Raw genomic sequence first — 22,849 nt, forward strand, 5'->3', positions numbered from 1 at the left:
CGCGACGGGCCCGCTCCCACGGGCCCGGCCTGCCGCCGAGAGATAGACGCAAGACATGTCCCTGGTCGGTCATCAGGCGCCCCCCATCTTCCGGCGAGGCCCCACTCCGCTCGCCCGCCTGATCCTGCTCGTCTCCATATGCCTGGCGATGATGGTGGCGGACATCAAGTTCCGCTACCTGGACGTGCTGCGCCAGGGCATCTCGGTGGTCACCTATCCGCTGCAGATGGCGGCGGCCGCGCCCGCCGACTTCGTACTCAACGCATCGCACTATTTCGCCACCCTGATCGAAGTGCAGATGGAGAACGCCGAGCTGCGCCGCCAGTTGCTCGACGCGGCGCAACTGCTGCTGCGCTTCGACCATCTGCAGCGCGAGAACGAGCAGTTGCGCGGCCTGGTCCAGATGGCGGAGCGCGTGCCGCTGAAGAGCGTCAGCGCGGAAATCCTCTACAACGCTCCCGATCCCTTCGCGCGCAAGGTCATCCTCAACCGCGGCACCCAGCACGGCGTGGAAGCCGGGCTGGCGGTGGTCGATGCGCGCGGCGTGATCGGCCAGGTGACGCGCGTCTATCCGGTGCAGGCCGAGGTGACGCTGCTCACCGACAAGAACCAGGCCATCGCGGTCGAAGTGGTGCGCAACGGCCTGCGCGGCGTGCTGTTCGGCAGCGGGCAGGGACGGCTGGAAATGCGCTTCGTGCTCGCCGGCGCGGACATCGTGCCGGGCGACGAACTGGTCACCTCCGGGCTGGACGGCGTGTTCCCGTCCGGCCTGCCGGTGGCCACCGTCTCCCGCGTGGAGCGCGAGAGCCAGGGCCAGGCCTTCAACAGCATCGCCTGCGAGCCGGCCGCCGGCATCGAAAGCAGCATCCAGGTGCTGGTGGTCGGGCGCGCCGAACTGCCGCCGCCTCCGCCCTCCGCGCAGAAAGCGCCGGCCGCGCCGCCGGGGAGGTCCTGACCCGTGCAGCCGACCAACCGTTCCAGCCGCATCCTGCTGCCGGTCAAGTTCTGGTTCGTGTGGCTCAGCCTGATCGTGGCGGTCGGCCTGCGCTACATCCCCACCGGCCTGCTGCCCGCCGTGCCCGACTGGGTGGCGCTGGTGCTGGCCTTCTGGTGCATCCGCGAACCGCTCAAGGTGGGCATGGGCACGGCCTTCCTGCTCGGCCTGCTGGTGGACATCGGCCTCGGCGCGGCCATGGGCCAGCATGCGCTGGCCTACGTGGTGATCGCCTACCTGGCCACGGCGCTGTCGCGCCGCGTGCTGTGGTTCCCGCCGCTGGAACAGGCGCTGCACGTGCTGCCGCTGCTGCTGATCGGCCAGATGCTGATGGTGCTGGTGCGCCTGGTGGCCGGCGCCGAGTTCCCGGGCTGGTGGTACTTCCTGTCCAGCTTCAGCGGAGCCGTGCTGTGGGTGCCGCTCACTTTCCTGCTGCTGCTGCCGCAGTACCAGCCGGTGGAGCGCGATGAGCACCGGCCCATCTGAGCTGGCCGCGCGATGACCGAGTTCCGCTCGCCCGACCAGGAACTGCAGGGCTTCCGCGTCCGCGTGGTGGTGTCGCTGCTGTTCATCCTGGCCTGCTTCGCGGTGCTGGCCGGGCGCTTCTACCATCTGCAGGTGGTGCGCCACGAGTATTTCCACACCCGCGCCGAGGACAACCGCATCGCCCTGCTGCCGGTGGTGCCCAACCGCGGCACCATCGCCGACCGCAACGGTGCCGTGCTGGCGCGCAACTATGCGGCCTACACGCTGGAGATCAACCCCTCCCAGGTGCGCAGGCTGGACGAGACCATAGACGCGCTGGCGGAGATCATCGACATCCTGCCGCGCGACCGTGCCCGCTTCCGCAAGATCCTGGAAGAGAGCCGCAACTTCGAGAGCGTGCCGATCCGTACCCGCCTCACCGACGAGGAGGTCGCTCGCTTCGTGGCGCAGCGCTACCGCTTCCCCGGCGTCGAGGTGCAGGCTCGATTGTTCCGCGACTATCCGCTGGGGCCGGTGGCCTCGCACCTGATCGGCTACATCGGGCGCATGAACGAGCGCGACCAGCAGCGCGTCGAGGAGCGCGGCGAAGCCGCCAACTACCGCGGCACCGACCACATCGGCAAGGCCGGGCTGGAGCTGTCCTACGAAGCCGATCTGCACGGCACCACCGGCTTCGAGCAGGTGGAGGTCAACGCCGGGGGACGCGCGGTACGCCTGCTCGCCAGCCAGACGGCGCTGCCCGGCAACGACCTGGAGCTGACCCTGGACGTCGAGTTGCAGCAGGTTGCCGAACACGCCTTCGGCAACCGGCGCGGTGCCCTGGTGGCGATCGACCCCGCCACCGGGGGCGTGCTGGCGCTGGTGTCCATGCCCACCTTCGACCCCAACCTGTTCGTGGATGGCATCTCCACCAAGGACTGGCAGGCGCTCAACGAGTCCGAGGACCTGCCGCTGCTCAACCGCGCCATCTACTCCGCCTATCCGCCGGGCTCCACCTTCAAGCCCTTCATGGCGCTTGCGGGCCTGACCACCGGCAAGCGCACGCTGGAACAGCGCGTGCCCGATCCGGGCTATTTCATCTACGGCGGCCACCGCTTCATGGATCACAAGGCCCGGGGCAGCGTGAACCTGCACGAGTCCATCGTGGTGTCCAGCAACACCTACTACTATTCGCTGGCCAACGACCTGGGCATCGACAACATCGCCGGCTTCATGAGCCAGTTCGGCTTCGGCGCGCGCACCGGCATCGACGTGCCGGGCGAGGCCGAGGGCGTGCTGCCCTCGCCGGAATGGAAGCGCAACCGCTTCCGCAAGCCCGAGCAGCAGCGCTGGTACGGCGGAGAGACCATCTCGGTGGGCATCGGCCAGGGCTACAACGCCTACACGCCGCTGCAGCTCGCCAATGCGGTGGCGACCATGGTCAACGGCGGCCGCCTGTTCCGGCCGCACCTGGTGAGCCACGTCGTCTATGCGGGCAGCGGCGTGCGGCGGGCGGTGGAGCCCCGACCGGTGCGGCAGATCGAGCTCGATCCGCGCCACGTGGAGGCGGTGCGGCGCGCGATGGTGGAGGTGAACAAGACCGGCACCGGCGCGCGCGCCTTCGCCGGCGCGCCCTACGCCGCGGGCGGCAAGACCGGTACGGCCCAGGTCTACTCCCTGCGCGGGCAGCGCTACGAGGAAGGCAAGGTAGCCGAGCGCCTGCGCGACCATTCGCTGTTCATCGCCTTCGCCCCGGCCGAGGCGCCGACCATCGCGCTGGCGGTGCTGGTGGAAAACGGCGGCTTCGGCTCCCAGTCGGCCGCACCCATCGCGCGCCAGGTGATCGACTACCATCTGCTCGGCCGCAAGCCCGAACAGCCGGCCAGCGAGGACGCGGAAGGAGCGGACGTCCAGTGACCGACAACCGCTTCCACCCCTTCAACCTGATCCGCGGCCTGGTGCGCCCCATCGACCCGGTGCTGCTCGGCATCCTCGCGGTGCTGCTGGGCGCCTCCTTCCTGCTCATGCTCTCCGCCTCGCCCGAGCGCCAGCAGGCCCAGCTCGTCAATACCGGGGTGGCGCTGGGCGCCATGTGGGTGGCGGCCCGCCTGTCGCCGCAGCGCCTGATGAACCTGGCGGTGCCGCTCTACGCCCTGGGCGTGATCCTGCTGTTCGCGGTGGCGGCCTTCGGCGAGACCTCCAAGGGCGCCCAGCGCTGGCTGCACATCGGCGTCACCCGCATCCAGCCTTCCGAATTGATGAAGATCGCCGTGCCGCTGATGCTGGCCTGGTATTTCCAGCAGCGGGAAGGGGTCGCCAACCTGCAGACCTTCGTCGTCGCCGGCGTGCTGCTGGCCGTGCCGGTGGGCCTCATCGTGCAGCAGCCCGACCTGGGCACCAGCCTGCTCGTGGCCGCCGCCGGCATCTACGTGATCTACTACGCCGGCCTGTCGTGGAAGCTGATCGTTCCCATGCTCCTGCTCGGCCTGCTCGGGCTGGGGGCGATCGTGCTGTTCGGCGACCAGTTGTGCCAGCCCGGGGTGGACTGGCACGGCCTGCGCGAATACCAGAAGCAGCGCGTGTGCACCCTGCTCGATCCGACCCGCGACCCGCTCGGCAAGGGCTTCCACATCATCCAGTCCACGATCGCCATCGGCTCGGGCGGCCTGTTCGGCAAGGGCTGGATGGATGGCACCCAGACCCACCTCGCCTTCATTCCGGAGCGCCACACCGACTTCATCTTCTCGGTGCTGGCCGAGGAGTTCGGCCTGGTCGGCGCGCTGGCGCTGCTGGGCGTGTACATCCTGCTGCTGGTGCGCGGCTACCAGATCGCCATGCGTGCGCCCTCCGTCGCCTCCCGCCTGCTCGCGGGGGCCATCACCACCATCTTCTTCACCTATGCCTTCGTCAACATGGGCATGGTCAGCGGCATCCTGCCGGTGGTGGGCGTGCCGCTGCCCTTCATCAGCTACGGCGGTACCGCGCTGGTGACACTGTGCCTGGGCGTCGGTATCCTGATGAGCATCCACCGCCATCGGGTGAGCACTCCGGACTGACCCGAGCCGCCATGAACACACGCCTTGCCCCGACCGTCCAATCGCGCGCCGGCCTGCTTGCCGCCGCGGTGCTGTGCCTGGTGCTGGCCGCCTGCGGGTCGACCCCGCGCGTGGGTGACTCCGCCGGCGCCGGGCCCCAGGGCGGCGGCTACTACAAGAACGACGGCCCCGGCGCCAATCCGCCGCCCGACCTCGACCGCGTCGCCGATGCGGTGCCGCGCGCGGAGCCGCTGCACCGCTACGCCAACCGGCCCTACAGCGCGCTCGGGCAGAACTTCGTGCCGGCCACCGCGGTGAAACCTTTCCGCCAGCGCGGCACGGCGAGCTGGTACGGGCGGCGCTTCCACGGCCAGCCCACGTCCAGCGGCGAGCCCTACGACATGTACGCCATGACCGCCGCCCATACGACGCTGCCCATCCCGAGCTACGCCCGCGTGACCAGTCTCGCCAACGGGCGCTCGGTGGTGGTGCGCATCAACGACCGCGGACCCTTCCTGCGCGGGCGCATCATCGATCTGTCCTACGCCGCGGCGAACCGGCTCGGCTACGTCAATGCCGGGCATGCGGAGGTGGAGGTGGAGGCCCTGGTGCCGGGCGCCGCCGGATTCGACGCGGTGCAGACGGCAGCCGCGCAGCCGTCCGTGAATGCCGTGCCGGGTGAAGGGGTCTACCTGCAGCTCGGCGTGTTCGCCGAGCGCAGCAACGCCGAAGACCTGAAGACCCGCGTGCAGCGCGAACTGGCCGGGCTGTCCGACCGCCTGCTGCTGGTGGCCGACGGGGCGCGCTTCCGCCTGCACCTCGGTCCCTGGAGCAGCGAAGGCGAGGCGCGCGGCGTGGCCGAGCAGGTCGCGCGCGTGCTCGGCCTGCAGCCCTACCTGCTCGTCCGGTAACACTTTGAACCAACCATGGGCGTCCCGGTCTGCTTCGGGGCGTGTATCGTTTCCGCCCTTCCCGCTCGCCGTTCTTCGCGCCGTTTTCCATATTCCCCCGCCATTCCACAGGTTTCCGTAGCCCATGCGTTTCATCCTGCCCCTGCTGCTTTCGCTGTTCGCCCTCACCGCTTCCGCCCAGAACGTGCCCGCGCCGGTACTCGCCGCCCGTGCCTGGCTGTTGCTGGACCACGCCACCGGCCAAGTGCTCGCCGCCCACGAGCCGGATGCCCGCATCGAACCGGCCTCCCTCACCAAGCTGATGACCGCCTACGTCACCTTCTCCGCCCTCAGGGCCGGCACCATCGCCCTCGACCAGCCGGTGCCGGTGTCGGAGAACGCATGGCGGCAGGAAGGCTCGCGCATGTTCATCGAGCCGCGCAAACCGGCCACGGTCGGCGAACTGCTGCGCGGCGTGATCGTGCAGTCGGGCAACGATGCCTGCGTGGCCCTGGCCGAACTCGTGGCCGGCGGCGAGCAGGCCTTCGCCGAACTGATGAACCGCGAGGCGCGCCGCCTGGGGATGGCCGACACCCACTTCACCAACGCCACCGGCCTGCCCGACGAGCAGCTCTACAGCACGGCGCGGGACCTCTCCGTGCTCGCCGCGGCCATCGTGCGCGACTTCCCCGAGTACTACCCGCTCTACTCGGAGAAGGAATACACCTACAACAAGATCACCCAGCCCAACCGCAACCGCCTGCTGTGGCTGGACGGCACCGTGGACGGCATCAAGACCGGCCACACCGCCGGCGCCGGCTACTGCCTGATCGCGTCCGCCCAGCGCGGCTCGCGCCGCCTGATCTCGGTGGTGGCCGGCACCGACTCGGACGCCATCCGCGCCCAGGAATCCCTCAAGCTGCTCAACTTCGGCTTCCAGTTCTTCGACACGGTGCAGTTGTATGCGGCCGAACAGGCGCTGAGCGAGTTCCGCATCTGGAAGGGCAAGAGCAAGGAAGTGCCGGTGGGCTTCACCAGCGATTTCGTCATGTCCCTGCCCAAGGGCCAGGCCGACAAGATCACCGCCACGCTGACCAGCCAGCAGCCGCTGGTGGCGCCGGTGCAGAAGGGCCAGCAGGTCGGTACCATGCAGCTCGCCCTCGACGGCCGCGTGCTCGGCGAATATCCCGTGGCCGCGCTGCAGGAAGTGCCGCTGGCCGGCTTCTTCGGCCGCCTGTGGGACGCGCTGGTGATGTGGATCAAGAGCCTCTGAGCCCGCCGGGCGCGGAGAACCCTGGGGAGGCACGCATGAGCATCTGCCATCTCGACGGCCGCTACCTGCCCCTGCGGGAGGCCCGCGTGTCGCCCATGGACCGTGGCTTCCTGTTCGGCGACGGCGCCTACGAGGTCATCCCGGTCTATTCGCGCCGGCCCTTCCGCCTGGAAGAGCACCTGGCGCGCCTGGCCCGCACGCTGGCCGCGCTGCGCCTGCCCGACCCCCACGGCGCGGCCGGGTGGGCGGAGATCGTGCGGGAGATCGTCGCGCGCAACGCGTGGGAGGACCAGTCGGTGTACCTGCAGGTCACCCGCGGCGCGGACGACAAGCGCAGCCACGCCTTCCCCGTGCCCATCCGCCCCACCGTATTCCTGATGAGCGAGGAGCTGGTCACCCCGCCCGCCGCCCAGCTCGAAACCGGCGTGGCCGCGGTCGGCGCGGCGGACTTCCGCTGGCTGCGCTGCGACCTCAAGACCGTGGCCCTGCTCGCCAACTGCCTGCTGCGCCAGCAGGCGGTGGACCACGGCTGTGCGGAGACCGTGCTGTTCCGCGACGGCTTCCTCACCGAAGGCTCGGCCTCCAACATCTTCATCGTCCGCGACGGCGTCGTGCTCGCCCCGCCCAAGAGCCACCTCATGCTGCCCGGCATCACCTACGACGTGGTGCTGGAACTGGCCGAACGCCACGGCCAGCCGCACCAGGTACGCGAGATCCTGGAGGACGAGGTGCGCAGCGCGGACGAGATCTGGATGACGTCCTCCACCAAGGAAGTGCTGGCGATCACCACGCTGGACGGCCGCCCGGTGGGCAGCGGCAGGCCCGGCCCGGTGGGCCGGCAGATGTACGCCTGGTATCAGGACTTCAAGAACACGGTGATGCGCAGTGGCTGACAACACGCCCGACGAAATCCAGGGCCGCCAGACCCTGATCGAATACCCCTGCGACTTCCCCATCAAGGCCATGGGCCTGCGGGTGGAAGGCTTCGCCCAGGTGGTGGTGGAAGTGGTGCAGCGCCACGCGCCGGATTTCGACGTCGCCACCGCCGAGATGCGCCCCTCCGCCAAGGGCAACTACCTGTCGGTGACCTGCACCTTCCGCGCCGTGTCCCAGGAGCAGGTGGACGCCCTGTACCGCGAGCTGACCTCGCATCCCATGGTCAAGGTGGTGCTGTGAGCGGTGCCCCGCTGGTGAAGCGCCTCGGCCGGGTGGACTACGCCCCGGCCTGGGAGGCCATGCAGCACTTCACCGCCGCGCGCACGGACGACACCGGCGACGAAATCTGGCTGCTGGAACACCCGCCCGTCTACACCCTGGGCCAGGCCGGCCGGCCCGAGCACCTGCTGCCGGCCGGGCGCGAGTCCGGCATCCCCCTGGTCCACATCGACCGGGGCGGGCAGATCACCTACCACGGCCCCGGCCAGCTCGTGGCCTACCTGCTCATCGACCTCGCCCGCCGCCGCCTCAAGGTGCGCGAGCTGGTGCACCTGATGGAACAGGCCCTGATCGACTGCGTGGCCGACTACGGCCTCGCCGCAGAACGCAAGGCCGGTGCACCGGGCGTGTACATCGACGGCGCCAAGGTCGCCGCCCTCGGCCTGCGGGTCAGGAACGGCTGCAGCTACCACGGCCTGGCGCTCAACGTGGATGTGGATCTGGCCCCTTTCGGCTGGATCAACCCCTGCGGCTACGAGGGCCTGCAAACCATCCGGCTGAAGGATTTCGGGGTCGACGAGGACGTGGCCGCGGCGGGCGAGCGCCTGCTCGGCCATCTGCAGCGCCTGCTGCCACCCGTGGCCGTGCCCGCGGATACCCCCACTGCCCCGGCCAACCCATAACAGGGCACAATACGCCCCACCCCCGCAGAATCACCGAGACTGCCTCCATGGAAACCCCCGTGCGCAAGCAGCGCGGCGCCGACAAGACCGCCCGCATCCCGATCAAGATCGTCCCCGCCGAACGGCTCAAGAAGCCCGAGTGGATCCGCATCAGGCTCGGCGCCGGCCAGGAAGCCGAACGCTTCAACGAGATCAAGACCACCCTGCGCGGCCACAAGCTGCACACCGTGTGCGAGGAAGCCTCCTGCCCCAACATCCACGAATGCTTCGGCAAGGGCACGGCCACCTTCATGATCATGGGCGACATCTGTACCCGGCGCTGCCCCTTCTGCGACGTGGGCCACGGCCGTCCCGAGCCGCTCAATCCGGATGAACCGCGCGAACTCGCCGCCACCATCGGCGCCATGCGCCTCAACTACGTGGTGATCACCTCGGTGGACCGGGACGACCTGCGCGACGGCGGCGCCCAGCACTTCGTGGACTGCATCCGCGAAACCCGCGCCGCCTCGCCCAGGACCGCCATCGAGGTGCTGGTGCCGGACTTCCGCGGGCGCATGGAGATCGCCCTGGAAATCTTCGACCAGGCCCCGCCCGACGTCATGAACCACAACCTGGAAACCGTGCCGCGCCTCTACAAGCAGGCCCGCCCCGGCGCGGACTACGCCTGGTCGCTGAAGCTGCTGAAGGAATTCAAGGCCCGCCGCCCCGAGGTGCCCACCAAGTCCGGCCTCATGGTCGGCCTGGGCGAGACCGACGAGGAAATCCTCGAAGTCATGCGCGACCTGCGCGCCCACGACGTGGACATGCTCACCATCGGCCAGTACCTGCAACCCTCCGGCGGCCACCTGCCGGTGCTGCGCTACGTGCATCCGGACACCTTCAAGATGTTCGAGCGCGAGGCGCTGGCCATGGGCTTCAGGAACGCCGCCTGCGGCCCGATGGTGCGTTCTTCCTACTGGGCCGATCAGCAGGCCCACGGCGCCGGGGTGGTCTGACCGTTGAGCTACGGCGACTGGCTGCGCGGCTCCCTGTGGGCCTGGCCGGCGCTGGAAGTGGTACACATCGCCGGCATCGCGCTGCTGGTCGGCAGCCTGGTGGTGCTGGAACTGCGGGTGCTGGGCCTCGCCCGCGCCCTGCCGCTCCCCGCGCTGGCGCGGCTCGCGCTGCCGGTTTCGCTCGCCGGCTTCGGCCTCGCCGCGGCGAGCGGCTTGCTGATGTTCGCCGCCGATACGGACACCCTGCTCGTCCATCCCGCCTTCCGCGCCAAGATGCTGCTGCTGATGGCCGCCGGGCTCAACGCCGCCCTGTTCCACGCCCGCGGCGGCCTCGTCCGCGTTGACGCCACCGCCCGCCTGCAGGTCGCTGGCTCCCTGCTGCTGTGGCTGGCGGTGATCGTTGCCGGCCGGCTGATCGCCTACATCTGAATTGCCCCGGGGCGGCGAACTCCGGGACGCTCGCGCCATCGAAAGGACATCGCCCCGCATCGGTCTGGAGTGCGCCATGGATCGCCGCCTGTTCCTGCTCGGTGTTGCCGCCGCCGGCACCGCTCCACTGCTCGCCCGCGCCCATCACGGCTGGAGCGGCTTCGACACCGCCACGCCCATGTATGTGGCCGGCACGGTGAAGCGTGCGAAGTGGCAGAACCCCCACGTGGAACTGGTCGTCGCCCCCGACGACCCGCTGGCGTTGCCCGCGGACCTGAAGGGCCGGCCGCTGCCCGCCCAGAGCGCCAACGTGGACGGCGCCGCGCTGCTCGCCCGCACCCGCCTGCCGCCGCGCCTGGGCGGCGAATGGACGCTGGAACTGGCGCCGCTGTTCCGCATCAACGCCTGGCGCATCCCGGAGATCGGCACCGGCGAGCGGGTGGAGGCGGTGGGCTACGTCCTGCGCATGGACAACGTGCCGCCCTTCATGCGCGTGGAGTACCTGTTCCACGCCGGGCGCGCCTATGGCCTGCGCTCCGCGCCGGTTTGATTTCCGTCAGGCGAAATGGCAGGCGACCCAGTGTTCGCCTGTGGCAGGGTACAGGATGGGTTCTTCTGCCCGGCAGCGCGGTGCGGCGAAGGGGCAGCGGGTCTGGAAGCGGCAGCCGGCGGGCGGGTTCAGCGGGCTGGGCAGGTCGCCCTGCAGCGTGATGCGCGCGCCGTTTCTTTGCTCGGGATGCACGCGGGGAATCGCGGACATCAGCGCACGGGTGTAGGGGTGCCGCGGCTCGCGCCAGAGATCGTCCCGCGGCGCGATCTCCACGATCCTGCCCAGATACATGACGGCCACGCGGTCGGACATGTGGCGGACGATGGAAAGATCGTGGGAGATGAACAGGTAGGCGACCCGGTAGTCCTTGCGCAGGTCGAGCAGCAGATTGAGGACCTGCGCGCGGATGGACACGTCCAGCGCGGAGACCGCCTCGTCGCAGACGATGAGTTCGGGACGCAGGGCCAGCGCGCGTGCGATGCCGATGCGCTGGCGCTGGCCGCCGGAGAATTCGTGGGGGTAGCGCTGCGCGGCGTCCGGCTTGAGGCCCACGCGCTCCAGCAGCCAGGCCACGCGCTCCGCCCGCTCCTTCCGGTTGCCGCGGCGGTGGATGATCAGCGGTTCTTCCAGCGTGCGGCCGATGCGGTGGCGGGGGTTGAGGGAGGAAAAGGGGTCCTGGAAGACCATCTGCAGGCGGGCATGGCGAGCCTTTCTCGCGTCCCGGCCGGCTTTGGCGATGTCTTTCCCGTCGAAATGCACCGTGCCGGAGGTCGGCGGGTACAGGTCCATCACCAGGCGAGCGACCGTGGACTTGCCGCAGCCGCTTTCCCCCACCAGGCCCAGGGTCTCGCCGCGCCGGATGGACAGGCTGACGCCTTCCAGCGCGTGCACCGTGCCGGCGCCGGTGTCGAAGCGTTTGACCACTTGCCGCAGTTCCAGAAGCGGCTTTTCTTCCGCGCCGTCCCGCCGGCCGTCCGCCCCCGTTTCCGTCCTCCGCCGAGCTGCGGTGTTCATGCCACGACCCTTGCCGCTGCATCCAGCGGAAGAAGGGCGCCGGCGGCCTCGCCCGTTGCCTCCGCGTGCAGCGGGGGCCTTGGCGTTGGAGGCGTCCGGAAGCAGGCCACGCGGTGATCGTCTGCGACCGGCAGAAAAGCCGGCGCGTGGTCGAGGCAGCCGTCCGTGCCGGCGGCGTACGGGCAGCGCTCGGCGAAGGCGCAACCCCGCGGCATGACGAGGAGGGAGGGCACGGTGCCCGGAATCTCCGGCAGACGCGCACCCGGCGGCAGGTCGTCGATGGACACCGAGGCGAGCAGGCCCGCCGTATAGGGATGGAAGGGGCGGGTGAACAAGGTCGCCACCAGGCCCTCTTCCACCACGCGGCCCGCGTACATGACGGCGGCGCGGTCGGCGGTCTCGGCGACCACGCCCAGATCGTGCGTGATGAGCAACAGGCCCATGCCGTTCTCGGCCTGCAGGGATTTCAGGAGTTTCAGGATTTGCGCCTGCGTGGTCACGTCCAGTGCCGTGGTCGGTTCGTCGGCGATCAGCAAATCCGGCTCGCAGGCGAGCGCCAGCGCGATCATCGCGCGCTGGCGCATCCCGCCGGAAAGCCGGTGGGGGAACTCATGCACCCGCTTGGCGGGGGAGGGAATGCCCACCTGTTCCAGCAATTCCATGGCGCGGTGGTAGGCCGCGCGGCGGCCGATGCGCCGATGCAGGCGGATGGCCTCGACGATCTGCGCGCCGACGGTCTGCACGGGATTGAAGGCGGAAAGCGGTTCCTGGAAGATCATGGCGACGCGATCGCCGCGGATGCTGCGAATGCCCTTGTCGTCGAGTTTCAGCAGGTCCGTGCCGTTGAACAGGATCTTCCCTGCTTCGATGCGGCCGGGCTCGTTGATGAGGCGCAGGATGGAGTAGGCTGTCACCGATTTGCCGCTGCCGCTTTCCCCCACCAGTGCGAGCGTTTCGCCCGGCTGGATGGCGAAGCTGACGTCATTGACGGCGCGCGCCACGCCCGCCCGGGTGTGAAACCAGGTGCGCAATCCCTGGATGGCGAGAAGATCGGCCATGGGCGCCTCACCTTTCCTTCAGATGCGGATTCAGGGTGTCGTTCAACCCCTCGCCCAGCAGGCTGAACGCCAGCACGATGATCACGATGGCGATCCCCGGCAGTCCGCAGATGTACCAGGCGTCCACCACCTGCTCGCGGCCGTTGCCGATGATGGTGCCCCAGCTCATGACGTTGGGGTCGCCCAGGCCGAGGAAGGAGAGCGCAGCCTCGGTCTGGATGGCCGTGGCGATGTTGAGCGCGGCGATGACGATGACCGGCGGCAGGGCGTTGGGCAGGATCTGCGTGAGGATGAGCCGCCCATCGCCCATGCCGAGGGTGCGGGCGGCCTGGATGAATTCCCGTTCGCGCAGCAGCAGGAATTCGGAACGCACCAGCCGCGCGGTGGGCGGCCAGGAGACGATGCCGATGGCGAAGGTCGCGGTGGCGACGGAAGGCTTGAAGATGGCGACCAGCACCACCGCCAGCACGAACTGCGGCACGGTCTGGAACAGTTCGGTGACGCGCATCAGGAAGGCGTCGATCCAGCCCCGGTAGAAACCGCCCAGGGCGCCGAAGGTGATGCCGACGACGGCGGAGATCAGCGTGCTGACGAGGCCGATCAGCAGCGACACCTTGGCGCCGGAGACGAGGCCGGTCGCCATGTCCCGGCCCATGATGTCCGTTCCCAGGGGGTTGGCGGGGTCTTCGCCGGGCCACAGCATGGGCGTGCCGACCATGTCCCACGGATCGCCGGGAAACCAGACGTGGCCCAGGGTGGCGGCGCACATCACGAGAGCGAGCAGGATCAGCCCCGTCAGGGCGGAGCGGTTTCTCAGCAGTTCCTTCAGGAGGGCCGGATACATCGTTTCAGCCGCTCAAAGCTCGATGCGCGGGTCGAGAACGGCATAGACCACGTCGACGAAGATATTGAGGATGGTGACCATCACCGAACTGAACAGCAGGATGCCCAGCAGCAGGTTGAAGTCCCGCGCCAGGATGGATTCGAACGCCAGCCGCCCCAGGCCCGGCCAACTGAACACGGATTCCACCAGCACCGCGCCGCTCAGGATGGAGCCGAGCTGCAGGCCGAGCATGGTCATCAGCGGCAGCAGGGCGTTGCGCAGGGCGTGAAACAGCGTGATGCGCGTTTCCGTCGCCCCTTTGGCGCGCGCCGTGCGGATGAAGTCCGCGCCGAAATATTCCAGCATGGCGGTGCGCACCAGCTTGGTGTAGACGGCGAGATAGAAGGTGGCCAGCGAGAGCGCGGGCAGCACGGTGTGCCTGGCCACGTCCCACAGATATTCGAAGCCGCCCAGATCGGCGCCGATGTCCGTCATGCCGCTGGAAGGCAGCCACCCCAGCCTGGCGGAGAAGAGCACGATCGCCATCAGGCCCAGCCAGAAGGTCGGCAGCGCGTAGGTGACCAGCACGAAGACCGAAACGGCGCGGTCGGCGGCGCGATGCACGAAGCGCGCGGAGATCACGCCCAGCACCACCCCCGACACGACCGCGCAGCCCATGGCGGCGATCATCAGGAGCAGCGTGGCGGGCAGCCGCTCCAGAATCAGTTGCAGCACCGGCATGTTCTGCCGGAAGGAAAAGCCCAGATCCAGCATCGCGGTGTTCTTCAGGTAATACGCGAGCTGGACCGGCAGGGGTCTGTCCAGGCCGAAACTGGCGCGCAACTGCGCCATGTATTCGGGCGTGGCGGCACCCGCCTCGCCCGCGAGGACGTCCACGACGTCCCCCGGTGCGAGCTGCAGGATCAGGAAGTTCAGCAGGGCGATGCCGAATACGACCGGCACCACCTGCCAGATGCGGCGACGCAGGAACCTGGCGACGGCGGGAATCCGGTTTCTCGTCATGCGTGCTCTTCCCGATCCTTCCGGCGGCGTCTATTTCCTGGGTTCCAGCCAGGCGTCCGCGTAGGAGGAAAAGAGGCCGTCCGCCTGCAGCGCGAGTTTCTTGAAGCGCGCCGAGGACACGGTGATCCACACGGGTTCGACCAGTTCCAGCAGCGGCACGTCTTCCTGCACGATCTGCTGCCATTCGCGGATCTGCGCCTTGCGCCGCTGCTCGTCCGGCTCCTTGGCGGCCTGTTCCATGATGGCGTCCAGGTGCGGGTTGGAGTAGCCGGAGCCGTTGGTCCACGGCACACCCTTGCGGATGTTCTGCGTCCAGAAGATGCGCTGCACGCCCAGCGTGGGGTCGGGCAGGCGATGCATGCTGGACACCAGGATGTCGTAGTCCTGATCGGTGAACACGTGGCGCAGCATGGTGGCGAAATCCGGCGCCTGCAGTTCCACGTCCACGCCGACCTTGGCCAGGGCCTGCTTGATGAATTCCGCCGTGCGCGTGCTGAGCGGGCTGCCGGCGGCGCCGTCGTGGATGAGGCGCAGCCTGAAGCGCTTGCCGTTCGCGCCGGCCTTGTAGCCGGCCTCGTCCAGCAGTTGCGCCGCGCGCTTCGGGTCGAAGGCGTACTGGCGGGTGTCGGGCGTGTAGTACTTCGTCACGGACGAAGGCACGGGGCCGGTGGCGATCTTGCCGTAGCCCAGATACACCACCTTCAGCAGCGCGTTGCGGTCCACGGCATGGGCGAAGGCCTGGCGCACGCGCTTGTCGTTCAGGGGCGCGCTGCGCACGTTGAACTGGGCGAAGGCGATGGTCGCCAGATAATTGCCGTCGATCAGGTTGATGGTGTATCTGGACTTGTCCTCGAACTGCCTGAGGCTGGTCACGGGCAGGGCGTTGCCCACCACCACGTCCACTTCGCCGGACTGCAGGGCCACCACGCGGGCGGACACGTCGGGTATGAACTTGACGATGATGCCGTCGAGGAAGGGCTGGCCCGCCTTCCAGTAATCGGGGTTGCGCTCCAGGCGGATGTGGCTGCCCTTCACCCATTCCTTGAACACGAAGGGCCCGGTGCCCACGGGCTTCTGGTTGTACGGGTTGTTGACCACGTCCGTGCCTTCGTAGAGGTGCCGGGGCAGTACCGGCGCGCCGTAGGCATTGATGTAGTTGAGCAGGTAGGGCGCGGGCGCGGAGAGCGTCAGGATGATCCTGTGCGAGTTGGGCGTTTCCACCTTGGTCACGTTGCCGAAGGCGGATCTGCCGAAGGGGTGCAGTTTCTGCCAGACCTCCTTCAGCGTGTACGCCACGTCGGCAGCGGTGAAATCCTTGCCGTCGTGCCATTTGACGCCCTTGCGCAGATCGAAGCTCACGGTGAGGCCATCGGGCGAGACCTCCCACTGGGTCGCCAGCGACGGGACGGGTTGCAGATCGGCGTCGAAGGCGATCAGGCCCTCCTGGATCTTGCTGGCTACCTCGCCGATGAACATGGTGGTGTTGATGCCGGAATTGAGGCCCACCGGCTCGGTCGGGATGTTGACGTTCAGGATGCCGCCGCGCACCGGGGCGTCGCCCACGGTCTGCGCGATCGAAGGGTGGGAGGCGGCCACGCCGAGGGCGAGGCCCAGCACGGCTGCCAGCTTCAGAAACCGCCGGGATTGCATGGATGATCTCCGTTCAAGTTCGAGGGTGCTTCGATGCCCTTGCGGGCCAGGGCTATTTCTTCGGTTCCAGCCAGGCATCCGCCCAGTTCGAGAAAAGGCCGTCGCCCTGCAGCGCGAGTTTCCTGAAACGCACGGTGGAAACCGTGTACCACTGGGGTTCGACGAGTTCGAGCAGCGGCACGTCTTCCTGCACGATCTGCTGCCATTCGCGGATTTGCGCCTTGCGCTTCGTTTCGTCCGCTTCCCTGGCGGCCTGCTCCATGATGGCGTCCAGCCTGGGGTTGGAGTAGCCGGAACCGTTGGTCCACGGCACGCCCTTGCGGATGTTCTGCGTCCAGAAGATGCGCTGCACGCCAAGGGTGGGATCGGGCATGCGGTGCATGCTGGAGACCATCAGGTCGTAGTCCTGCTCGGTGAATACCCGGCGCAGGAAGGTGGCGAAATCCGGCACCTGTATTTCCACGTCCACGCCGACCTTGCCCAAGGCCTGCTTGATGAATTCCGCCGTGCGCGCGTTCTGCGTATTGCCGGCGGCGGTGATGATGCGCAGCTTGAAACGCCTGCCGTTCGCGTCGGCCTTGTAGCCGGCCTCGTCCAGCAATTGCGCCGCGCGTTCCGGATCGGGCGGATAGCGGCGGGTATCGGAGGTGTAGTAGTTCGCGATGGACGAAGGCACGGGGCCGGTGGCGACCTTGCCGTAGCCCAGATACACCACCTTCAGCAGCGCATCCTTGTCGATGAGGTGCGCCAAGGCCTGGCGCACGCGCTTGTCGCTCAGGGGCGCGTTGCGCACGTTGAACTGCGCAAAGGCGATGGTCGCCAGATAGTTGCCTTCGATCAGGTTGAAGGCATATTTGGAGGCGTCGCCGAACTGGCCCAGGCTGGTCGCGGGCAGTGCGGAACCGACGGAGACGTCCACTTCTCCCGACTGCAGGGCCACCACGCGGGCTGCCGCGTCGGGAATGAACCTGAAAACGATGCCGTCGAGATAGGGCTGGCCCTTCTGCCAGTAGTCGGGGTTGCGCTCCACGCGGATGTGGCTGCCCTTGACCCATTCCTTGAACACGAAAGGTCCGGTGCCGACGGGCTTCAGGTTGTAGGGGTTGTTGACGATGTCCGTGCCTTCGTAGAGGTGCTTCGGCAGCAGTTGGGCGCCGTAGGCATTGATGTAGCTCAGCAGGTAGGGCGCGGGCGCGGAAAGCCGCAGGACGATCCTGTGGGGGTTGGGCGTCTCCACCTCCGTCACGTTGCCGAAGGCGGATCTGCCGAACGGATGCAGCTTCTGCCAGACTTCCTTGAGGGTGAATTCCACGTCGGCGGCGGTGAAGTCCTTGCCGTCGTGCCATTTGACGCCCTTGCGCAGATCGAAGCTCACGGTGAGGCCGTCGGGCGAGACGTCCCACCGGGTCGCCAGCGCCGGGACGGGTTTCAGATCGGCGTCGAACGCCACCAGGCCTTCCATGATCTTGCTGGCGACTTCGCCGATGAACATGGTGGGGTTGATGGCCGAGTTGAGGCCGACCGGCTCGGTCTGGATGTTGGCGTTCAGAATGCCGCCGCGCACCGGGGTATCGCCCACGGTTTGCGCGGTCGCGGGACCGAATCCGGCCATGGCAAGGGCGAGACCCAGTATGGCCGCGATTCTTGGAAGGGTTGCAGATCTCATCGTGGAACTGACTCCGGTTGGGAACTCCGCCTTGGGCGTGAGCAGGGTGATGCAGCAATCGGCGCATGATCCGCGGAGCGTTTTGCCCTGCCGGAGCGGCAGGCAGGACGCCCGCCGCTCGGTGCTCGCTCCGCGGATTCGTCTGGCGCGGCCTACCGGCCGGGCGGTACCCAGGGCTTCAGCCCCAGGTGCTCGCGCAGCGTCGTGCCCGTGTATTCCCGGCGGAAACGGCCCCGTTTCTGCAGTTCGGGCACCAGGTGGTCGGCCACCGCTTCGAGGCCGCTCGTCTGCACGTCGATGTTCAGGTTGAAGCCGTCGGCGGCGCCGTTGTCGACCCACTCCAGGATGTCGTCCGCCACCTGCTCGGGCGTGCCGACCACGGTCCGGTGGCCGCCGGTGAGGTTGCTGTACAGCACGTTGCGGGTGGTGAAGCCCTGCGCCTTCGCTTCGTCGATGACGATCTGGCGGTGCCAGCGCGCGGCGAGCGGCACCCTGGCGGCGGCCGCCTCGATCTTGTCGTAGGGCAAAGGCTTGTCCAGCTCGAAATCGGCGGGCTGCAATTCGAACTGGCTGGCCAGCACTTCCAGCAGGTAGCGGGTGTCCAGTTGTTCGTCCAGATCCTTCTTGCGCCGCTTCGCTTCCGCCTCGGTGCCGCCGAGAATGGGAAAGAGGCCGGGGACCACGAGAAACTGCGACACGTCGCGGCCGAAGGACCTGGCGAGCGCCTTGGCATCCGTGTAGAACGCCCGGCCGCTCTCCAGCGTGCGCTGTCCGGTGAACAGCGCATCGGCGTAACGCGCGCCGAAGGCCTTGCTCTCGGCGGATTGCCCGGCCTGGAAGATCACCGGGCGCTGCGCGCCGGTCGGCGTCTGCAGCACGCCGCTGGAGCTGAAATGCTCGCCCTTGTAGTCGATGGGGCGCAGGCGGTTCCTATCCACGAAGACATGGTTCGCGGCGTCCGCCACCACGGCCTCGGCGGGCAGGGAATCCCAAAGCCGGGTCACGATCTCGGTGAATTCGCTGGCGCGCCGGTAGCGTTCTTCCTGCTCGAAGCCCTGTTCCAGCCCGAAGGTCCTGAGTACCGCCGGCGCCTGGCTGGTGGTGATGTTCCACGCGGCGCGGCCCTTGCTCACGTGGTTGATGGAGGCGATCTGCCGGGCCACGGTGTAGGGATGGCCGAACAGGCTGGTAGTGGTGGAAACGAGGCCGATGTGCCGCGTCGCCTGGCTCAGGGCGGAATGCAGCACGATGGGGTCGAGGGCGCGCCACGGGCGTTGGAACGGCTCGTCCCACGGGTAGGCGCTGCCCAGCGCGCCGACGTTGTCGGCCAGGAAAAGAGCGTCGAGCTTGCCGCGCTCGGCGACCCGGGCGATCTCGATGAAACGGTCGATGTCGGTGGACAGGGTTCGGGGGTCGGGCAGGGTTTTCCACGCGGCGTCGTGACGGCCGGATGCCAGCACGTTTACCCCCAGGACGATTTCCTTGCGGGAGGACATGGGTCGGGTTCTCCAATGGACGATTGGGAGGAGTGCCCTCCGATGCATGGATCGGAGGGCCTCGGCTTTTCTCTGGGGGATATGGAAGGAATTCGTCATTCCCGTGGCAGCGGGAATGGCGTTGGGAAAGTGTCCGCGAACTCTTCCTGCCTACGGCCTGATGGAGTACTCGGCCACCCTGGCATGCTTGGGCAGCACCTTGCGTTCGGACAGCCAGTCGGCGGCGCGCTGGAAATCGCCGAGGAACTGCGCGTCGTCCGCTTCGTAGAAACGATGCAGCCGCTTCAGGCCGACGAGATGGTCGCGCACGCCGTCGCTGTACTTGCCCGCTTTCTGGGCGATGATCTCGGATTCCAGCAGGTTCTCGTTCGCCCATTTGCCCTCGGCGGCATAGGCGTCGATCACGGCGCGCACCAGCGCGGAATTCTCCGTGACGAACTTTCTCGACGAGACGAGCGTGCCGAAATCGATGTAGAAAGGCAGGTCGGCGCCTTCGAAGAAGATGTCCTTGCCGCCGAACTGTTCGCGGGCGATGTCCACGCCGGGCGACCACATCGACCAGGCATCCACCTTGCCCTGGCCGAAGGCGGGCGCGGCATCGGGCGGGTTCAGGTAGACGAACTGCACCTGGTCGCGGCTCAGTCCGTTCTTCTCCAGTGCCGCCACGACCAGGAATTCCCCCAGGCCGGAGCGGTTGACGGCGATCTTCTTCCCCACCAGATCGTGGACGGTATCGATGCCGGAGTTCTTCTTCACCAGGATGGCCGTGCTGCGCGGATGCTGGACGTTGTACTGGACGAACACCAGCGGCGAGCCGGCCAGGATGGCGGCCAGGGCCGGCGTGGTGCTGCCGTAGAAGGCGAAATCGGCGCTGCCGCCGACCACGGCCTGGAGCGTGGGGGCGTGGTTGGGGAAAGGACCGATCCATTCGGCCTTGATGCCCTGCGCCGCCAGCGTCTTTTCGAACACGCCGCGTTCCTTGGCCAGCAGGGACAGCGCGCCGCTCGGTCCCCAGGTGAGGCGCACGGTATCGGTGTTGCGCGTGGCCGCCCTTGCCGCCAGCGCGCCTTGCGGCAGTCCGAGCAGTCCTGTGGCAGCGCCGCCGAGCAGCAGTCCGGTGCCCTGGATCAGTTTGCGGCGCGAAGGGTTGATGCGGTCCCGGGTCATGCTTTTCTCCTGTTCGGAATAGACAATGAAGACTCAGACATGGGCGGCGTCCGGCACGTCCACGCCCAGTTCGTGCAGCAGCCGGGCGCGCAAGGGACCGCGCCCGGCTTCCGTTTCCCTGGCCACGTCCAGGGAAATGGCAATCTTCCCGCTGCGCATCACCAGGATGCGGTCGGCGATGGCGATGGCCTCGTCCACGTCGTGGGTCACCAGCAGCACGCCGGGATGGTGGCGTGCCACCAGTTCGCGGATCAGCACGTGCATCTTGATGCGGGTGAGCGCGTCCAGCGCCGCGAAGGGCTCGTCCAGCAGCAGCAGTCCGGGCTCGCGCACCAGCGCCCGGGCGAGCGCCACCCGTTGCGCCTGGCCGCCGGAGAGATTGAGGGGCCAGTCGTTCTCGCGTCCCGCCAGTCCCACTTCGCCCAGCGCGTTCTGGGCCAGCACCCGGCCGGTGGCCGTGTTCATGCCCAGCGCCACGTTTTCCCACAGGGGCAGCCAGGCCATCAGGCGGTGTTCCTGGAAGACCACCGCGATCTCGCCGGTGCTCTCTATCGTTCCGTCGTCCGCTTCGTCGAGGCCGGCGAGCGCCCGCAGCAGCGTGGTCTTGCCGCAGCCGCTCTCGCCCAGCAGGGCGACGAACTCGCCGGTTCCGATCGCCAGATCGAGTCCGTCGATCACCACGCGCTCGCCGTACTGGCGGCGCAGGCCGCGTACCACGACGGCGTGACTGTTGGGAGAGAACTCGCCCATCAGCGCTTCCCTTTCGCGTAATTGGGATGCCAGGCAAGGAGACGGCGCTCCAGCCAGCGGGCGAGGCTGTCGCCCAGCGCGCCGAACGCGGCATAGATGATCAGGGTCAGGACGATGACGTCGGTCTTGAGAAACTCCCGCGCATCCATGACCAGGAAGCCGATGCCCTTGTCGGCGGCAATGAGCTCCGCGATCACCAGTGCCATGCAGGCCGTGCCGAGCGCGTAGCGCACGCCGGTCAGGATGGAGGGCATGGCGCCGGGCAGGATGATCCTGGAAATCTTTCCCCACACGCTCAGCCCGGTGACCTTGGCGACTTCCAGCAGCTTCGGATCGACCTGGCGGATGCCCAGCATGGTGTTGATGTAGATGGGAAACACCACCGCCAGCGTGACGAGGAAAATCCTGCCGCCTTCATCGACGCCGAACCAGATGATGACGAGCGGCAGCAGGGCGAGAAAGGGAATGGCGCGGACCATCTGCAGGGAACGGTCCAGCACCGCCTCGGCGAGACGGGAAAAGCCCACCAGCACCCCCAGGGAGAATCCGAGGGCGCTGCCGAGGATGAAACCCGCCAGGGCCCGCAGCAGACTCGCGCCCAGGTGGATGAAGAGATCGCCGTCCTGCGCCAGTTCCCAAGTGGTCCTGGCGACGACGCTGGGGGCGGACAGAATCTGCGGTGCGATGTAGCCGAGGCGGGAGAGAAACTCCCATGCCGCGACGACCGTTATCGGCACGAGCCATGAAATGAGGAAGAACGCCCGCTCGCCCAGCACCTTGTTCCGGGTGCACGGCGCAGGGTGCCGGGACTTGCGGGCCGCAGCCGTGCCCTGAGGCGCGGAGGGGGCTTCGGCTTCGGCCAGATCGTTGAAAGCGCCGGCAGCCAGCGTGCCTGTCGTTTTCATGCTGCATGCTCTCGATTCAGCGGGCGGGCATGCAGTCTCTTATGGCAAAAGTCGGCGATGCAAAAACAAAGTTCTTATATGCATAGCAGCCCGGGCATTCATATGCTTAGCAGGCCGATGGGGAACTCGGTATTTCAAGGAATCGGCCTTTTTTTCGGCCGGCCGTGAACGGTTTCGGAGTCTCCGTTTTTCAACAACGAATTTCTTATATGTACAGCGAGCCGGTTTTCATATGCTTAGCGGCTGGCGAGAAAACCGGCATTGCATGCACGGGGTTCAGGCGGTCTTGCGGTAGTCGTACAGATACTCGTCCAGCGGCACGTCGAGCAGGTTGTTGAACAGGTTGTTGGCCACCATCAGCCCGCCGAAGGCGATCAGCAGCACCAGGGTGCGGGTGTCGTGGCGTTCGGCCAGGCGGCGCCAGGCGTCCGCGTCCACGCCGTGGCCGTTGGCGAGGAAGGTGCGGGCCAGCGACTGCAGCAACTGCTCCTCCTCGGTGGGCACGAACGCCTCGGGCGGGATGCCCTTGTCGATGAGCAGGCGGCGGAAGAAGGTGGAGCACACCAGGCAGTCGGTGCCCGCCGAGATGGTGTGGCAGAAGATCCACACCGCGCGCTCGCCGAAGGCGGGGATCAGCAGGTCGCGCAGCTTGTACCACTCGATGTAGGCGTCGAAGGCTTCGGGGGCGTGCAGCAGGGTGCGCTGCATGTTGGTGACGCGCCCGTCGCGGGCGATCTTGGCGTCGTAGGAGACTTGCTGGCGCGGCGTCAGCGCGTCCGGGGAGAGGGGTTCGATGAGTTGCATGGCTGGACCTCCGATGGAAGGGAA

The 22,849-nt window shown here is 67.9% G+C and carries 23 protein-coding genes; 12 read left to right on the plus strand and 11 right to left on the minus strand.

Annotation, left to right across the window (positions count from 1 at the left end):
- Positions 1 to 55: 55 nt before the first annotated feature.
- The 12 genes from mreC to E6O51_RS08125 all read left to right on the plus strand — a co-directional run bounded on the left by mreC (position 56) and on the right by E6O51_RS08125 (position 10,469).
- A complete protein-coding gene (mreC, locus tag E6O51_RS08070; RefSeq protein ID WP_136384467.1) occupies positions 56 to 955 on the plus strand; it encodes a rod shape-determining protein MreC in 900 nt (299 codons plus the stop codon).
- Positions 956 to 958: 3 nt separating this feature from the next.
- Entirely contained in the window at positions 959 to 1,480 is a 522-nt protein-coding gene (gene mreD, locus E6O51_RS08075) for a rod shape-determining protein MreD (RefSeq protein WP_136384468.1), read from the plus strand.
- A gap of 12 nt (positions 1,481 to 1,492) precedes the next feature.
- Positions 1,493 to 3,376, plus strand: coding sequence for a penicillin-binding protein 2 (mrdA, locus tag E6O51_RS08080; protein WP_136384469.1), 1,884 nt, complete (start codon positions 1,493 to 1,495; stop codon positions 3,374 to 3,376).
- Entirely contained in the window at positions 3,373 to 4,515 is a 1,143-nt protein-coding gene (rodA, locus tag E6O51_RS08085; protein WP_136384470.1) for a rod shape-determining protein RodA, read from the plus strand. The genes mrdA and rodA overlap by 4 nt, the downstream gene beginning before the upstream one ends.
- Before the next feature lie 11 nt (positions 4,516 to 4,526).
- Positions 4,527 to 5,405 carry a septal ring lytic transglycosylase RlpA family protein gene (locus tag E6O51_RS08090; protein WP_136384471.1) on the plus strand — a complete coding sequence of 293 codons (879 nt, stop codon included), beginning with the start codon at positions 4,527 to 4,529 and terminating at the stop codon, positions 5,403 to 5,405.
- Positions 5,406 to 5,529: 124 nt separating this feature from the next.
- Positions 5,530 to 6,657 (plus strand): D-alanyl-D-alanine carboxypeptidase family protein, encoded by a 1,128-nt coding sequence (locus E6O51_RS08095; RefSeq protein WP_136384472.1) that lies wholly within the window; start codon positions 5,530 to 5,532, stop codon positions 6,655 to 6,657.
- Positions 6,658 to 6,692: 35 nt separating this feature from the next.
- Positions 6,693 to 7,550, plus strand: a complete 858-nt coding sequence (locus E6O51_RS08100; protein WP_136384473.1) for a D-amino acid aminotransferase — start codon at positions 6,693 to 6,695, stop codon at positions 7,548 to 7,550.
- Between the two features lie 70 nt (positions 7,551 to 7,620).
- Positions 7,621 to 7,833 (plus strand): YbeD family protein, encoded by a 213-nt coding sequence (locus tag E6O51_RS08105; RefSeq protein ID WP_230976740.1) that lies wholly within the window; start codon positions 7,621 to 7,623, stop codon positions 7,831 to 7,833.
- Positions 7,830 to 8,495, plus strand: coding sequence for a lipoyl(octanoyl) transferase LipB (gene lipB / locus E6O51_RS08110; protein ID WP_211091356.1), 666 nt, complete (start codon positions 7,830 to 7,832; stop codon positions 8,493 to 8,495). The genes E6O51_RS08105 and lipB overlap by 4 nt, the downstream gene beginning before the upstream one ends.
- A gap of 47 nt (positions 8,496 to 8,542) precedes the next feature.
- Positions 8,543 to 9,490 (plus strand): lipoyl synthase, encoded by a 948-nt coding sequence (gene lipA / locus E6O51_RS08115; protein WP_136384475.1) that lies wholly within the window; start codon positions 8,543 to 8,545, stop codon positions 9,488 to 9,490.
- A gap of 3 nt (positions 9,491 to 9,493) precedes the next feature.
- The gene (locus E6O51_RS08120) at positions 9,494 to 9,919 is read left to right on the plus strand and encodes a hypothetical protein (protein WP_211091357.1); all 426 of its coding nucleotides are present in this window, start codon (positions 9,494 to 9,496) and stop codon (positions 9,917 to 9,919) included.
- Between the two features lie 76 nt (positions 9,920 to 9,995).
- Positions 9,996 to 10,469, plus strand: coding sequence for a DUF6152 family protein (locus tag E6O51_RS08125; protein ID WP_136384476.1), 474 nt, complete (start codon positions 9,996 to 9,998; stop codon positions 10,467 to 10,469).
- A gap of 6 nt (positions 10,470 to 10,475) precedes the next feature.
- Here E6O51_RS08125 and E6O51_RS08130 read toward each other — a convergent pair whose 3' ends face one another.
- From E6O51_RS08130 to E6O51_RS08180, 11 genes are all read right to left on the minus strand, one after another.
- A complete protein-coding gene (locus tag E6O51_RS08130; protein WP_136384477.1) occupies positions 10,476 to 11,483 on the minus strand; it encodes an ABC transporter ATP-binding protein in 1,008 nt (335 codons plus the stop codon).
- The gene (locus tag E6O51_RS08135; RefSeq protein ID WP_136384478.1) at positions 11,480 to 12,541 is read right to left on the minus strand and encodes an ABC transporter ATP-binding protein; all 1,062 of its coding nucleotides are present in this window, start codon (positions 12,539 to 12,541) and stop codon (positions 11,480 to 11,482) included. Before E6O51_RS08135 ends, E6O51_RS08130 begins: the two co-directional genes overlap by 4 nt.
- A 7-nt stretch (positions 12,542 to 12,548) precedes the next feature.
- Complete coding sequence (locus tag E6O51_RS08140; protein ID WP_136384479.1) at positions 12,549 to 13,385, minus strand: ABC transporter permease; 837 nt, start codon at positions 13,383 to 13,385, stop codon at positions 12,549 to 12,551.
- Positions 13,386 to 13,397: 12 nt separating this feature from the next.
- On the minus strand, positions 13,398 to 14,387 hold the full coding sequence (locus tag E6O51_RS08145; protein WP_136384480.1) for an ABC transporter permease: 990 nt from the start codon (positions 14,385 to 14,387) through the stop codon (positions 13,398 to 13,400).
- Positions 14,388 to 14,417: 30 nt separating this feature from the next.
- The gene (locus tag E6O51_RS08150; RefSeq protein ID WP_168735221.1) at positions 14,418 to 16,037 is read right to left on the minus strand and encodes an ABC transporter substrate-binding protein; all 1,620 of its coding nucleotides are present in this window, start codon (positions 16,035 to 16,037) and stop codon (positions 14,418 to 14,420) included.
- Positions 16,038 to 16,089: 52 nt separating this feature from the next.
- A complete protein-coding gene (locus E6O51_RS08155) occupies positions 16,090 to 17,703 on the minus strand; it encodes an ABC transporter substrate-binding protein (RefSeq protein ID WP_136384482.1) in 1,614 nt (537 codons plus the stop codon).
- Between the two features lie 152 nt (positions 17,704 to 17,855).
- On the minus strand, positions 17,856 to 19,199 hold the full coding sequence (locus E6O51_RS08160) for an NtaA/DmoA family FMN-dependent monooxygenase (RefSeq protein WP_168735223.1): 1,344 nt from the start codon (positions 19,197 to 19,199) through the stop codon (positions 17,856 to 17,858).
- A gap of 150 nt (positions 19,200 to 19,349) precedes the next feature.
- A complete protein-coding gene (locus E6O51_RS08165; RefSeq protein WP_136384484.1) occupies positions 19,350 to 20,366 on the minus strand; it encodes an NrtA/SsuA/CpmA family ABC transporter substrate-binding protein in 1,017 nt (338 codons plus the stop codon).
- A 33-nt stretch (positions 20,367 to 20,399) separates the two neighbouring features.
- Entirely contained in the window at positions 20,400 to 21,116 is a 717-nt protein-coding gene (locus tag E6O51_RS08170) for an ABC transporter ATP-binding protein (protein ID WP_136384485.1), read from the minus strand.
- Positions 21,116 to 22,021, minus strand: coding sequence for an ABC transporter permease subunit (locus E6O51_RS08175; protein WP_136384486.1), 906 nt, complete (start codon positions 22,019 to 22,021; stop codon positions 21,116 to 21,118). Before E6O51_RS08175 ends, E6O51_RS08170 begins: the two co-directional genes overlap by 1 nt.
- A 276-nt stretch (positions 22,022 to 22,297) precedes the next feature.
- On the minus strand, positions 22,298 to 22,825 hold the full coding sequence (locus tag E6O51_RS08180) for a hypothetical protein (RefSeq protein WP_136384487.1): 528 nt from the start codon (positions 22,823 to 22,825) through the stop codon (positions 22,298 to 22,300).
- Positions 22,826 to 22,849: the final 24 nt, after the last annotated feature.

It is taken from the genome of Pseudothauera rhizosphaerae, assembly GCF_004801305.1.
In the GTDB taxonomy this organism is placed as follows: Bacteria; Pseudomonadota; Gammaproteobacteria; order Burkholderiales; family Rhodocyclaceae; genus Pseudothauera; species Pseudothauera rhizosphaerae.